Origin of the sequence: Pseudoxanthomonas sp. z9 (assembly GCF_006542425.1) — a bacterium.
Lineage (GTDB): Bacteria > Pseudomonadota > Gammaproteobacteria > Xanthomonadales > Xanthomonadaceae > Pseudoxanthomonas_A.
On sequence record NZ_VFID01000009.1, the window covers coordinates 91,074 to 105,025 of the forward strand.

The 13,952-nt window shown below is 68.2% G+C and carries 8 protein-coding genes; 6 read left to right on the plus strand and 2 right to left on the minus strand.

Annotated elements, in window-relative coordinates; genetic code table 11:
• Positions 1-105 precede the first annotated feature (105 nt).
• Positions 106-3,411 (minus strand): TIM-barrel domain-containing protein, encoded by a 3,306-nt coding sequence (locus FG323_RS11355; RefSeq protein ID WP_141454824.1) that lies wholly within the window; start codon positions 3,409-3,411, stop codon positions 106-108.
• Positions 3,412-3,792: 381 nt separating this feature from the next.
• On the opposite strand from FG323_RS11355, the gene FG323_RS11360 reads away from it, so the two are divergent.
• The 6 genes from FG323_RS11360 to FG323_RS11385 all read left to right on the plus strand — a co-directional run bounded on the left by FG323_RS11360 (position 3,793) and on the right by FG323_RS11385 (position 11,100).
• On the plus strand, positions 3,793-4,959 hold the full coding sequence (locus tag FG323_RS11360) for an SIS domain-containing protein (RefSeq protein ID WP_141454754.1): 1,167 nt from the start codon (positions 3,793-3,795) through the stop codon (positions 4,957-4,959).
• A 13-nt stretch (positions 4,960-4,972) separates the two neighbouring features.
• Positions 4,973-5,896, plus strand: coding sequence for an ROK family protein (locus FG323_RS11365; protein WP_141454756.1), 924 nt, complete (start codon positions 4,973-4,975; stop codon positions 5,894-5,896).
• A gap of 20 nt (positions 5,897-5,916) precedes the next feature.
• On the plus strand, positions 5,917-7,251 hold the full coding sequence (locus FG323_RS11370; protein ID WP_141454758.1) for a D-tagatose-bisphosphate aldolase, class II, non-catalytic subunit: 1,335 nt from the start codon (positions 5,917-5,919) through the stop codon (positions 7,249-7,251).
• Positions 7,252-7,288: 37 nt separating this feature from the next.
• Positions 7,289-8,068: a DeoR family transcriptional regulator gene (locus FG323_RS11375; protein WP_141454760.1), complete on the plus strand. Its 780-nt coding sequence runs from the start codon at positions 7,289-7,291 to the stop codon at positions 8,066-8,068.
• Positions 8,065-9,180, plus strand: a complete 1,116-nt coding sequence (locus FG323_RS11380) for an N-acetylglucosamine-6-phosphate deacetylase (protein ID WP_141454762.1) — start codon at positions 8,065-8,067, stop codon at positions 9,178-9,180. Before FG323_RS11375 ends, FG323_RS11380 begins: the two co-directional genes overlap by 4 nt.
• Before the next feature lie 84 nt (positions 9,181-9,264).
• Complete coding sequence (locus FG323_RS11385; protein WP_141454764.1) at positions 9,265-11,100, plus strand: MFS transporter; 1,836 nt, start codon at positions 9,265-9,267, stop codon at positions 11,098-11,100.
• A 219-nt stretch (positions 11,101-11,319) separates the two neighbouring features.
• Here the strand turns inward: FG323_RS11385 and FG323_RS11390 are convergent, their stop codons facing one another.
• On the minus strand, positions 11,320-13,878 hold the full coding sequence (locus FG323_RS11390; protein ID WP_255470156.1) for a glycoside hydrolase family 3 protein: 2,559 nt from the start codon (positions 13,876-13,878) through the stop codon (positions 11,320-11,322).
• Between the last annotated feature and the right edge of the window lie 74 nt (positions 13,879-13,952).

Genomic DNA, 13,952 nt, shown 5'->3' on the forward strand with positions numbered 1-13,952 from the left:
GTGGTGGTTTGGGCTTGCGTGAGGCAACAGCGGTCCCGGGCCACGGCCAACAGGCCGCAGTCACAAGGCGGGGGAGACGACGTGAAACTTTTTTTGTGGAGCGGGTTATGGTGGGGAGATGGTGGCGGTATCGCCCTCCTGTCCCATCAGGACAGCATTGGCCCAGTTGCCGCAGACCTGTGCCGGCCGCGCGCCCTGCGCGCCGAGGGTGCGCAGGCTCAGGCGGTGCAGGCCGCGGATGTCGAGTTCGGGTTTGACCACGCCCGGTGCGCGCACCATCCCGCTGTCGTACAGCAGGCGATCGTCGCCCCAGACCTGGAATTGCATGCCGCCGGCCTCGCGGCAACTGTCGTCGATGCCGAGGTCGGCGCGCAGCAGGCGCCAGCCGCCCTTGAGTTCGATATCGATGCGGCTGTCCGCGCCCACGCCCAGGCCACGGCGGAAGTGCAGGCCGTTCATGCGCATCTCGGCCTGGCCGCCGAAGGCGCGGTCGCGCGCGACACCGGCCGGCGGCTCGAGTTCGGACAGGTAGCGCTGCTGCGCCGGGCGCTCGGCATCCTGGTGTTCGAGCACGCGGAAGGTGGACAGGGTGATCGGCCCGACTTCGCGCGGCTGCAGGGCATCGAACGCGCGCACCGTACCGGCCTGCGCCGCCGTCACCATCGGATCGCTGCCGGCGGCGCCGTCACCGTCCGGGTTCTGCGTGCTCAGCACGCGGAAGCGCAGCAGGCGGCCGGCGCGTGGCGCGAAGCTGATCGTCTGTGTGCCCTGTTCCAGCTTCAGGCGGCCACGGGCAATCGGCTCGCCCCATTCGCCATTGCTGTCGGCCAGGTAGATTTCATAGTCGCGCACCTGGCCATGCTTCCAGTGCTGATCGGTGCGTGGTGCCAGTTCGATGCCGTCGATCAGGCGACGCTCGCCGAAGCCGAGCGTCCATTCGTGCGCGCCGGTGCGCACGGCCTGGTTGCGCACGGTGCGGAACCAGGTCGCGGGGTCGTCGTCGAAGGCGTTTTCCAGCGGATGCCCGGGTTCCTCGGCGGGACGATTGACCACCAGCAGGCTGTCGGCCGGCAACGCGCGGCCCAGTTCCGGCGCAGCCGGGAAGGCATCGTCGGCCAGCGCCGCGGCGACCGGGATGTCCAGCCGGAACGCCAGCGCGCGGCGGATGTCGGTGGCCGCACCGCGCACGTGCACGGTGCCGCGGCGCTCCTTGGCGTCGAAGTACCAGCCTTCGGCGCCGGCGTCGAAAGCGGCGCGATCGGCCAGTGGCGGCAGCGCGCGGCCGTCCAGTTCCACCGCGTTCGGCTTCGTCCGGCTCAGCACGCGCAGCGCATAGCGGCGCTGCGGCAACTGGCCGGCGTACTGGCCACGCACGGGATCGATCTCCACCCGCACCTCGCCGCTGCCCTGCGCGGGCGCGTGCATGCGGATGGCCTGTTCGCTGAGCTCGCCCTTGGCGTAGCGGCGGGTGTTGCCGTCATCCTCGTACAAGGTGTAGCTCGACTCGCCCTGCGGATACAGATCCAGGGTCAGTTCGTCCAGCGGCTTCTCGCCGTCGTACAGCATCTCCGGATACATCGGCAGGATCGCGCCAGCCCGCACGAACAGCGGCAGGGTCGCCAGCTCCACCTGGCGATCGATGCGCCGGCCGTTCGCGTCGGCCTGCAGCTGGCGGCCGTCCCAGTAGTCGATCCAGCGGCCCTGTGGCAGGTGGATGTCACGGCGCCAGCCGCGGCTGGCGGCCTGGCTGCGGTACACCGGTGCGACCAGCAGTTCGCGGCCCAGCAGGAACTGGTACTTGTGCGCCTCGGTCCACGCTTGCGGATCGGCGGGGTAGTCCCACATCAGGCCGCGCACGATCGGCGCGCCGGTGGTTTCCGCGTCGCGCGCCAGCCCGTACATGTACGGGGTCAGGCGCATCTTCAGCTTGAGGTAGTCGCGGTTGATGCTGCGATACGGCTCGTCGAACCACCACGGATGCTTGCGCGCGCCGGACGACCAGCCCGACATGCCCATCAGCACCGGGGTGAAACTCTTCCATTGCAGGTCGCGGGTGTAGGTCTCGGCGCTGCCGCCGAAGATCGCGTCCACGTCGCCGGTGGCGTAGGCCATGCCCGACAGGCCGGAACCGATCAGGGTCGGGATGTGCCAGCGGATGTAGTCCCAGCTGGCGCTCTGGTCGCCGGTCCACGCCACCGCATAGCGCTGGATGCCGGCCCAGCCCATTACCGTCCACAGGAACGGGCGCGAGTCGGAGTTGTTGAGGATGCCGTTGTAGGCGGACTGGTTGGCGTCCATCGCGAACTGGTAGCCCTTGCCGGTCCAGGCCACGTCCAGCTTCTGCACGCGGCTGCCGGCCTTGCCGACTTCCCACGCGATCTTGTCTACGCCGTTCTCGGTCCACAGGCCGGTCCGGAAGCCGTAGCGCGCCAGCCCCTGCACGACCTTGGGCAGATCCGTGTAGCCGCAGCCATAGCCGTCGTTGGGCAGGATCCAGCCGCCGGGCATGTCGTGCTCGCGGTACTTGCGGGCGACGCTGTCGATCACGTCCGGCGTGGTGCCGGTCGGACCATCGCTCCAGCCTTCGGGCACCGTGCCGGGTTTCTTCCTGTTGTCGCCGTCGTTGTAGCAATCGGCGTCGCCGTAGGACAGCGCCCAGCGCGGCAACAGGCCGGGGCGTCCGGTCAGCGCGGTGTAGCGATCCAGCAGCTCGTGCAGGCCCGCGCCGACGAAGTAGTAGGCGTCGAAGCGATCCTCGCGGTGCAGCAGGGTGGCCTGGTCCGGCTGGCGCAGATCGTAATTGCCGTCGCTCCAGGTGTTGCGCAACATGCCCCAGCCACGCGAGCTCAGCAGCATCGGCGCGGGACTCGGGCGATCACCTTCCTCCCAGCCACCGGAGTAGGCGATTTCCAGTTCGCGGCCCTTGAACTCGAAGCGGCCGTTCTGTTGCCCGCCGCCGTAGAAATGCTCGCCGGCCTCGCTGGACAACACCTGCACGCTTTGCTGCGCGTCCAGATCCAGCGGCTGCAATTCGCGCCACAGCGGGATGACCTGATCGCCGGCCACCCGCTCAAGCGACAGGCGCAGCGGCTGGCGCTGGATATGCAGCACCAGCGCGCCGGTGCGGATGCGCGCTTCCTTCGCGTCTTCCTCGAAAGCAAAATCGATCTTGCCCGCCGGTTGCGGCAACACGATCGGCGCGGCCTTGTCGCCCGCCGGTGTCAACTTGCCCTTGCGGCCGACCTGCACGCGCAGGGTGTCGGCGCGCAGCAGATCCACCCGTACCCGCGCACCGCGGTCGGTGGTGATGTCCCAACCGGGCGTGCCATCGCGGGCCGGCGCGGCCTGCAGGGTACGCACGTTGCCGACGTTTTCGGCAAAGGCGGGCGCACTCGCGGCGAACGCCAGCAAGGCGAGGGCGACGAAGCGGTTGCGGCGATGCCAAACGTGGGTTTCCAACTTGCTCCCCAAGCCCGCGTGAGCGGGAGTACGAAACCATTGCGGCCGACTCTAGGGCAGCGTCTTGAAATATGTCAACAAATTGCAAAGAAAAAAGAAGGATATTTACTGAATATCGAAAGTTGTTGCGAAGCAATACTTTCAGAACCCGCTATTCATTTTCGCCACGGCTCCTTCAAGACGCTTAACAGGCCAATCTCCGATCGCACCCGTAGGGGGATTTCGTTCCCGAAAGCAGGGAAATGGAAGCCACGTCTAACTTTCCAATATCTTTCGATATTTGACATTTCGAAAGAAAACACAGATTGTGCGCATGCCCAACAGGAACGATGAATGGACGCTCCTCTGCTTTCCGACTTGTCCGCCTGGCAGCCCCTGGGCGGACACCACACCGCCGAAGAAATCGCCCAGCAACCCGCGTTGTGGGATGCGCTGGCGGAAACCCTGGCCGACCGGCAGGCCGCCATCGATGCGTTCCTCGGTGACTGGCTGCACCAGCCCGGCAACCGGGTGATCTTCACCGGCGCCGGCAGTTCCGGTTTCATCGCCGAAATGGTCGCCGACATCATCAACGCGCAGTGGCCCGCCGACGTGCGTGCACTGCATACGACCAACCTGCTGACCCATCCGGACCTGTACCTGGAACGCGAACGCCCCACCCTGCTGGTGTCGTTCGGCCGCAGCGGCTCCAGTCCGGAAAGCATCGCCGCCGTGGATCTGGTGCGCGAGCGCGTGGCCCTGAGCCGCTTCCTCGACATCACCTGCAATGGCGAAGGCGAACTGGCGCGCCGCGGCCGCGGCCGCGACGACACCCTGACCCTGCTGATGCCGCCGGCCAGCTGCGATCGCGCGTTCGCGATGACCAGCAGCCTGACCTGCATGCAACTGGCGGCGCTGGCGGTGTTCGATCGCGCGCCCTGGGATCAGCGCCTGGAACAACTGCACACGGTGGCCGCACTGGGCCGGCGCGCCCTCGCCGACTGGGAACGCGCGGTCACCGCGCTGGCCGCCACCGCCGCCTACTCGCGCGTGATCTACCTGGGCAGCGGTCCGCTGGAGGCGCTCGCCCGCGAGGCGGCGCTGAAGGTACTGGAACTGACCGCGGGCCGCGTGCTGGCGCTGGCCAATACGCCGCTCGGCTTCCGCCACGGACCGAAGTCGACGCTGGACGCCGACACCCTGGTGGTGGTGATGCGCAGCGCACAACCGGTGGCGCGCCGTTACGAGCAGGATCTGCTGGACGAACTGCGTCGCGACGGCGTGGCCGGACGCGTGCTGTCGGTCGGTCCGCGTACGGAGGACGGTACCGGCGCGGCGGAAGACTTCTCGCTCGCGGCGCCATCGCTGCCGGATCCCTGGCTGGCGCCGGTGTGGCTGACCCTGGCGCAGCGCTACGCATTGCGCCGCTCGGCCGCGCTCGGCCTGACCCCTGACAATCCCTTCCCCGACGGCACCGTCAACCGTGTCGTGCAGGGCGTGGTCATCCACGCTCACGGCTGATCCGGAGCTGGTCATGCAGCACTACTACGGCATCGACATCGGCGGTACCAAAATCGAACTGGTGGCCTGCGATGCGCGCCTGGAAGTCTTGCACCGCCGCCGCATCGACACGCCCACGCGCGACTATCCCGCCTTCCTGCACGCGGTCGCCACCCTGATTGGCGAGGTCGGCACAGAACTCGGCCAGCCGGCGCAGGCGATCGGCATCGGCCTGCCCGGCGTGGTCGATCGCGCCAGCGGTCGCCAGCTCAGCGCCAACGTGCCGGCGCTGAGCGGCCAGACCGTCGGCCGCGATCTGCAGGCGCGGATCGGGCGGCCGCTGCACTTCGGCAACGACCTGCAATGCTTCGCCCTGTCCGAGGCCCATGGCGGCGCGGCCGATGGCCAGCCCAGCATGTTCGGCGCCATCCTCGGTACCGGCGCGGGCGGCGGCTATTGCGTGCAAGGCCGGCTGATCGACGGCTACAACGGCATCGCCGGCGAGTGGGGCCACTGGAGCGTGGCCGCGCACCTGCTGGCGAAACACGGCTTGCCGGTGATCGATTGCGCCTGCGGCCTGCGCGGCTGCGTGGAGCGCTACGTCTCCGGCGGCGGACTGGCGATGATCCATCGCCACCTCGGCGGCGATGGCGACGCCGCTGCCGTCATCGCGCGCGCCGGCCAGGGCGATGCGCTCGCCACGCAGGCACTCGACGTGCACCGGGATCTGCTCGGCCACGCGCTGGCCAGCCTGATCCTGGCCATCGACCCGCACGTCATCGTGCTGGGCGGCGGCCTGTCCAAGGACGAACGCCTGTACCGCGAGCTGCCAGCGGCGATCACGGCCCATCTGTTCACCGGCGTGCGGGTGCCACCGATCCTGCCACCGATGTTCGGCGATGCCGGCGGCGCGCGCGGCGCGGCGCTGCTGGCGCGCCAGCACCACCCGATTTCCTGATTTTTCCCGGAGGCTGTTCCGTGTCCGCTGTCCAATCCCTGATTGCCGCGCATCGCAAAGGCGAGAACATCGGCCTGTACAGCATCTGCTCCAGCAACGAGCAGGTATTGCTGGCGTCGATGCAGGTCGCGCGGCGGTACGACACGGTGCTGCTGATCGAGGCGACCTCCAACCAGGTCGATCAGTTCGGTGGCTATACCGGCATGAATCCGGTGCAGTTCCGCGCCTATGTCGAAACGCTCGCGCGGGAGCACGGTTTCCCCGCCGATCGCCTGATCCTCGGTGGCGATCACCTGGGACCGAACGCCTGGCAGAAGCTGCCGGCCGAACAGGCGATGGCGCATGCGCGCGATCTGATCGCCGCCTACGTCGCTGCCGGTTTCCACAAGATCCACCTGGACTGCAGCATGTCCTGCGCCGGCGATCCGCATCCGCTGCCGGACGAAATCGTCGCCGCGCGTTCGGCGGAACTGGCCCGCGTCGCCGAGCGCACCGCCGCCGACGCCGGGCTGCCGCCGCCGGTGTACGTGATCGGCACCGAAGTGCCGGTGCCCGGCGGCGAGGCATCGCTGGAAGGCGGTCTGGCGGTCACGACGCCGGCCGCCGCCGCGCGCACGCTGGACATCCATCGCCAGGCATTTTCCACGCCGGATCTGGCTCCGGCCTGGGAGCGGGTCATCGCGCTGGTGGTGCAGCCGGGCGTGGATTTCGATCACAGCCAGGTGCACGACTACGATCCGGCCGCCGCCACCGCGCTGTCGGACTTCGTCGAGGGCCAGCCGCGCATCGTGTTCGAGGCGCATTCCACCGACTACCAGACCGAAGCCGCGCTGCACGCGCTGGTGCGGGATCACTTCGCCATCCTCAAGGTGGGCCCGGCCGCCACCTTCGCGTATCGCGAGGGGCTGTTCGCGCTGGCGGCGATCGAGGACGAACTGCTGCCGGAAGCCGAACGCTCGCAGCTGCCCGAAGTGCTGGATCGCTGCATGGTGGAAAAACCGAAGCACTGGCAGAACCACTACAGCGGCGACCTGGCCGAACTGCGCCTGCTGCGCCGCTACGCGCTCAGCGACCGCTGCCGCTACTACTGGGGCGAGCCGGAGGTAAAGGCGGCGGTGGATCGCCTGGTCGCCAACCTGCGCCGGCACGCGCCGCCGATGATCCTGCTGAGCCAGTTCCTGCCCGAACAACAGCGCGCCATCGAAGCGGGCACGCTCACCGCCGATCCACTGGCGCTGATCCAGCACCGGATTGCCCTGCGGCTGGGCGAGTACGCCCGTGCCTGCGCCCGCAACCAGGCGGGTTCGCGGTCCGGAAACGAAACTTCCGCAGCCAGCGCGCTTTCGGAACGGTAAGCTTCCAGTTCCGCTTCCGAACATCCACAGGTCCGCCATGCGCAATACCCGCCAACGCCGGCAACAGATCCTCCAGCTGCTCGTCCAGCACGGCAACGTGCAGGTCGCGGATCTGGTGGATCGCTTCGAGGTGTCGTCGGTGACCATCCGCGCCGACCTGACCCACATCGAATCGCAGGGCCTGGCCACCCGCAATCACGGCGGCGCCACCCTGGTGCGCACACCGCCGACCGAGCAGGACATCCACGAGAAGGACGCGCTCAACCATCCGTTGAAGGAGTCCATCGGCACGCACGCCGCGCGCCTGGTCAAGCCCGGCGACAACATCATCATCGACTCCGGCTCGACCACGATGACCCTGGCGCGGCACCTGCGCGATCATCGCGACGTCACCGTGATGACCAACGGCCTGAACATCGCCTGGGAACTGGCCAACGCACCCGGCGTGGAACTGCTGCTGACCGGTGGTCTGCTGCGCAAGCAGTCGCTGTCGCTGCACGGCAGCCAAGCCGAGGCCAGCCTCAACACCTACAGCTTCGACACCGTGTTCCTCGGCGTGGACGGCCTGGACCTGCAATTCGGCCTGACCACCCACCACGAGGCCGAAGCCAGCCTCAACCACCGCATGGTCGAGCGCGCGCGCCGCATCGTGGTGCTGACCGACGCCTCCAAGTTCGGCCGGGTCAGCCTGCACCGCATCGCCCGCCTGGATCAGATCCACACCATCATCACCGACGACGGCATCAGCAGCGACTACCGCGAAGGACTGCAGCGGCTGGGCATCGAGGTGATCATCGCCGAGCCACCGCCACCATGACCGCGACACGCACGCTGCAGGGCCGCATCCTCACCGCCGACGGCTGGATGCGCGGAACCATCGAGTTCGACCAGCGCGTGCGTGCGCTCCATCCCGCACCGGATGCCAGGGACACCGGCGGCGACGAACCGTTGATCCTGCCCGGCTTCGTCGACCTGCACGTGCATGGTGGCGACGGCGTGGACATCATGCAGGGCGGCGACGCCGCTTGCACCGTGGCGCGTGCGCATGCGCGTCACGGCACCACCGCACTGCTCGGCACCACCATGACCGCGCACGAGGACGACATCGTGCATGCGCTGGAAGGGCTGGCACCGGCCATCGCCGAACGCGGCGAAGGCATGGCACGCATACTCGGCGTGCATCTGGAAGGCCCCTACATCAGCATCGAGCGACTGGGCGCGCAGCCGCCGCTGGTGATCGAAGCAACACTGGAACAAGTCCGCCGCCTGCACGCGCTGGCGCCCATCCGGGTACTGACCCTCGCGCCGGAAATCGGCGCGCACCGGGCGCTGATTCCGCAGCTCAACCAACTCGGCATCCGCGTGCAGCTGGGCCACAGCGCCGGCAGCTACGAGGATGGCGTGGCTGCGCTGGAAGCCGGCGCCGCCGGGTTCACCCATCTGTTCAACGGCATGACCGGCGTGGATCACTACCATCCCGGCATTGCCACCGCCGCGCTCGCGCACGCCGAGTACGCGGAACTGATTCCGGATCTGAAGCACGTGCATCCCGGCGCGATCCGCACCGCGCTGCGGGCGATTCCGCGCCTGTACTGCGTCACCGACGCCACCGCCGCCACCGGCATGCCCGATGGCGAATACGCGCTGGGTTCGCAGCGCGTGTTCAAGTGCCTGGGCTGCGTACGGCTGGCGGCCGGTTCGCTGGCCGGCAGCGCGCTGACCATGGATCAGGCGCTGCGCAACCTGGTCTCGCTGGGACTCGATGTCGCCGACGCCTCCAACCGCCTCTCGCGCTATCCGGCCGACTACCTGGGCCTGGCTGATCGCGGCCGCGTGCAGGCCGGCGCCTGGGCGGATCTGGTGGTGCTGGATCCGCAGTTGCAAGTACGGCAGGTGTTCGTCGAAGGCGACGCGATCCCGCTGGGCTGATCCGCTTTCCGTTCTTCGCACCGGTACGCCCGTGCCGGTGTTTCCCGCGCCTTGCGCGCATGAATCGACAGGACCGGCATCCGAATGAACGATCCCTCCGCCATCCTGGCTGCATCCACCCGTGATGCGGCCCCGCGCTGGCAGGTGCGCTACCTGCTGTTCATCGCCGGCATGGGCGGCCTGCTCTACGGCATCGACATCGGCATCATCGCCGGCGCGCTGCCTTACCTGGAGGCCACGGCCACCGTCAGCTGGCATCTCACCAGCCAGCAGCTCGGCTTCGTGGTGGCGGCGGTACTGCTGGGCAGCGTGCTCTCCTCGCTGTTCGCCGGCGCCATCGCGGATCTGATCGGCCGGCGCGGCGCGATGTTCCTGGCCGGCCTGCTGTTCACCCTCAGCATTCCGGTCATGGCGCTGGCCTCCGGCTATACGCCGCTGTTGCTCGGCCGGTTGCTGCAAGGCGTGAGCGGCGGCCTGATCGGCGTGGTGGTGCCGCTGTACCTGGCCGAAGTGCTGGCGCCGGAACGGCGCGGGCGCGGCGCGGCGATGTTCCAGCTGCTGCTCACCATCGGCCTGGTGCTCGCGGCAGTGATTGGCCTGTACCACGCGCATGCGGTGGACGCGGCGGAAGCCTCGGTGCGCGGGCTCGCCGCCGCCGAGCAGCAGCGCGTGCTGTTCGCCGCGAAGGATCATGCCTGGCGGACGATTTTCTGGAGCTGCCTGCTGCCGGGCCTGGTGTTCACCGCCGGCGTACTGCTGCTGAGCGAATCGCCCCGCTGGCTGGTACGGCGTGGCCGCGTCGAACGCGCGCGCGACGCGTTGCGCCGCACCGTTCCCGCCGGCGAGGTGGAGACGACGCTGGCACGCATGCAGGCGCCGGAAGACGCCGGCGGCCCGCAGGCGCGCGACCGCCTGCTCAGCCGTCGCTATGTGTGGCCGTTCCTGTTGGCCTGCGCGGTGCTCGCCTTCACCCAGGCCACCGGCATCAACTCCGTGCTGGCCTACGCGGTCAACATCCTCAACCAGGCCGGTCTGCCCGGCGCGGTTGCCAACGGCGCCGACGTGGCGATCAAGGTGCTCAACGCGGCGATGACTGTGGTGGCGCTGGTGCTGGTGGATCGCAAGGGACGCAAGTTCCTGCTGATGCTCGGCAGCGGCGGCATCGCGGTGGCGCTGCTGGCCGCCGCCTTGCTGTTCGTCCGTGCCGAGCGGGGCGAGCGCGATGTTTCGCCGGTGCTGCAATCGCAGATTGCCGGCGATGTGCTGAAGCTGGAACTGGATGCCGCACAGTGGCGCCGCCTCGGCGTGGACAGTGCGACCGGACCGCAGCAGCTGACCCTCGCCTATGCCTACGGCGGTTTCAGCAACGTGCGTTCGCTGCGCAGCGACGCGCCCGGCGCGTCCGAGGTGGTCCTGCGCCGCGACCAGACCGTGCAGGCCGACAGCGTCATCGGCGCCTTCTTTCGCCGACTGCACCTGAATCCTTTCCCGGATCCGGCCGAAGCGGCACACGCGCCACTGGTGATCGAGCGTGCCAGCCTCGGCGCGGTGCCGTCGCCGGCACACGGCTGGGCGGTTGCCGCCTGCATTCTGGTATTCGTGGCCTTCTTCGCGGTCGGGCCCGGCGTGTGCGTGTGGCTCGCGCTGTCGGAACTCATGCCCACCCGCATCCGCTCCAACGGCATGAGCATCGCCCTGCTGATCAACCAGTTCGTCTCCACCACCATCGCGGCGATCTTCCTGCCCACCGTCGGCCACTACGGCTACGCCAGCATGTTCTTCTTCTGGGCCGCCTGCACCGTGCTGTACTTCCTGGTGGCGGCGTTCCTGCTACCGGAGACCAAGGGGCGGACGCTGGAGCAGATCGAGGCGCATTTCCGGGGTGCCGGGAATGTATCGTCGGGCGGTCCCGGACGCTGACGTATCACCGTCCCAACCCCAAGGCCGTCATTCCAGCGCGAGCTGGAATCCACCTTCGCGCGGTGCTTCAACGCTCAAAGGCCATTCACCATCGTGGCAAATGGATCCCGGCTTGACCGACCAGCGGATCGTCAGAGGCCGCCGGAATGACCACGGTCGGTGACTGAGACGAGGGGTCGATTCAACGACCCCTCATCCTTCTGCAAGGATTCGCGGCAACTACTTGCCGCACTTCACCACATCGGCATCCGCCCCCGCGCCGGCCACCACCTTGATGTTGGTGAAGGCGGCCGAGAAGGGGGCGTCGGCGTCGATGGCGAACGGCATGTCGATGCCGCCCAGGTTGGCGCCGCGATCGGCGAAGCAGGACAGCGGCACCTTCACGGTGTGCTTGTCGCCGGGCTTGTAGCCGGTCAGTTGCGGGGCCAGGTCGATGCCGTCGCCGCAACCCTGCGTGCAACCGAAGCGCAGCGTGACCTTGCCCTTCGGTGCCTGCGCGAGCTTGATGTCGAACAGCAGCGCGCCCTTGTCCTGCGCGATCGACGCCATGCTGGTGCCGCCCGGGCTGCGCGCATAGAAGCGCGCCGGTGCCAGCCAGGTGACTTCCTTGGCGTCCTGCTGGGTGTTGACCTGCACCGTGCGTACGCGCAGCGCCGGCTTGTCCTGCGGCCACTCGATGGTCTGGTTGAGATCGGCACCGAGCGCGCGATCCTGGCCCGCCGCCGACAGGTGCAGCGCGTAGGGCGCGGCATCGGCGAGGTTGAACACCGCCACCGTGGTGGCTTCGCCGCAGGTCGCGGGCGCGGCTTCCGCCAGCTTGGCAACCTGGCCGGGCTTGGCGTACGACAGACCGTAGCCGAGACCGAACTGCGCGGGCTTCTTCGGGTCCGGATGGTTCGACGGCGCCGGACACGCATCGCCCGGCCACGGGAAGGTCAGGCGGCCACGGAAGTCATGCGCCGGCTTGCCGTCCGCACCGGCGAACAGCACGTCGGCCACGCCCTTGCCTTCGGTACCTGGCAGCCACGCGGCGACGAACGCGCTCGACAGGTTGATCAGATCGTTGACATACAGCGGACGCCCGGACAGGAACACTGTCACGACCGGCTTGCCGGTGGCAGCGGCGGACTTCAGCACCGCCAGATCCTCGGGGCTGCGCTGGCTGTGGGCAACGGTCTGGTACGGCAGGATGTCGCCCATCATCTCGGCGTACGGCGTTTCGCCGATCACCGCGATGACGGTGTCGAAGCTGGCCGGATCCACGCCTTCGGCCGATTCGCGCACGGTCACGTTGCCTTCGCCGACCGCTTCGCGGATGCCGGCCAGCAGCGTGTCCGCGTTCGGGTAGTCGGCGTTGGTGTTGTCGGTGCCCTGCCAGGTCAGCGACCAGCCACCGGCCTGGTTCGGCACGCTGTCGGCATTCTTGCCGACGACCAGCACGCGCTGGTTGCGCTTGAGCGGCAGCGCCGCGTCCTCGTTCTTCAGCAGCACCAGCGACTCGCGCACCGCCTGGCGGGCCAGCTCGCGGTGCTGCAGCGATTCCGGTTTGCCGGCATGCGGACTGTCGGAAGGCTTGTGCTCGAACAGGCCGGCGCGCAGCTTGACCCGCAGGATGCGGGTCACCGCGTCGTCGATGCGGGCCAGCGGAATCTCGCCGCTCTCGACTTGCTGCATGGTGTTGGCGATGAAGGCCTTCCAGTCGTCCGGCACCATGATCATGTCCATGCCGGCATTGATCGACGCGGCGCAGCTGGCGTTGCTGCAACCCGGTACCTGGCCGATGCCGTTCCAGTCGGACACGACGAAACCGTCGAAGCCCATCTTCTCCTTCAGCGCGCCGGTCAGCAGGTCCTTCGTTCCATGCATCTTGCCGTAGTCCTTGTCGGCGGCGACGTCATTCCAGCTGTTGTAGGACGCCATCACCGTCTGCACGCCGGCTTCGATGGCGCCGTAGTAACCCTGGCCGTGGACGTTGATCATGTCGGCCAGCGGCACGGTCGAATTACCCTGGTCCTTGCCGTTGTCGGTGGCGCCGTCGCCGATGAAGTGCTTGGCGGTGGCGATCACGTTGCCGTCGCCCTTGAGGTTGCCCTGCATGCCCTTGACGTAGGCCGCGCCGTACTCGCGGATCAGCGCCGGTTCGGAGGAATAGCTTTCGTAGCTGCGGCCCCAGCGTGCGTTCTGCGCGACCGCCACGGTCGGCGCGAACGCCCAGCCGATGCCGGTGGCGCGGGTGGACTGCGCGGTCGCCGCGCCGATCTTCTCGATCAGCGCCGCGTCATGCGCCGCGCCCAGGCCGATGTTGTGCGGGAAGATGGTCGCGCCGAACACGTTGCTGTGGCCGTGCACGGCGTCGGTGCCCCAGATGATCGGCACCGGGATCTTGGCGTCGGTCGACATCGACGCCACGTAATAGGCATCGGCCAGCGCCAGCCAGTCCTTGACGTCGGCATGCTTGTTCTTGGCCGGCCAGGAGCCGCCGCCGTTGAGCACCGAACCGATGTAGTACTTGCGGACCTCTTCCGGCGTGATCGACTTGATCTCCGCCTGGGTCATCTGGCCGACCTTCTGGGCCAGGGTCATCGACGCCAGGATTTCCTTGATACGCGCTTCCAGTGCCGGATCCGGCGCCACGGCGCTGGTCAGGCGTGGCCAGTCGGTCAGCTTCGCCGGCTCGGCGGGCTTGTGTTCGACGGTGGCCGGTTCCTGCTTGGCGCAGGCCGCCAATCCCATGGCCAGACAGACCCCACTCAGGAGTGCGATATCGCGGATTCTCACGTCTTTACCTCCGGACGATTCAAAGAAGAAAAACGGCGGATCGCTCCGCCGTGCACAGCATCGGCGACCAGCGG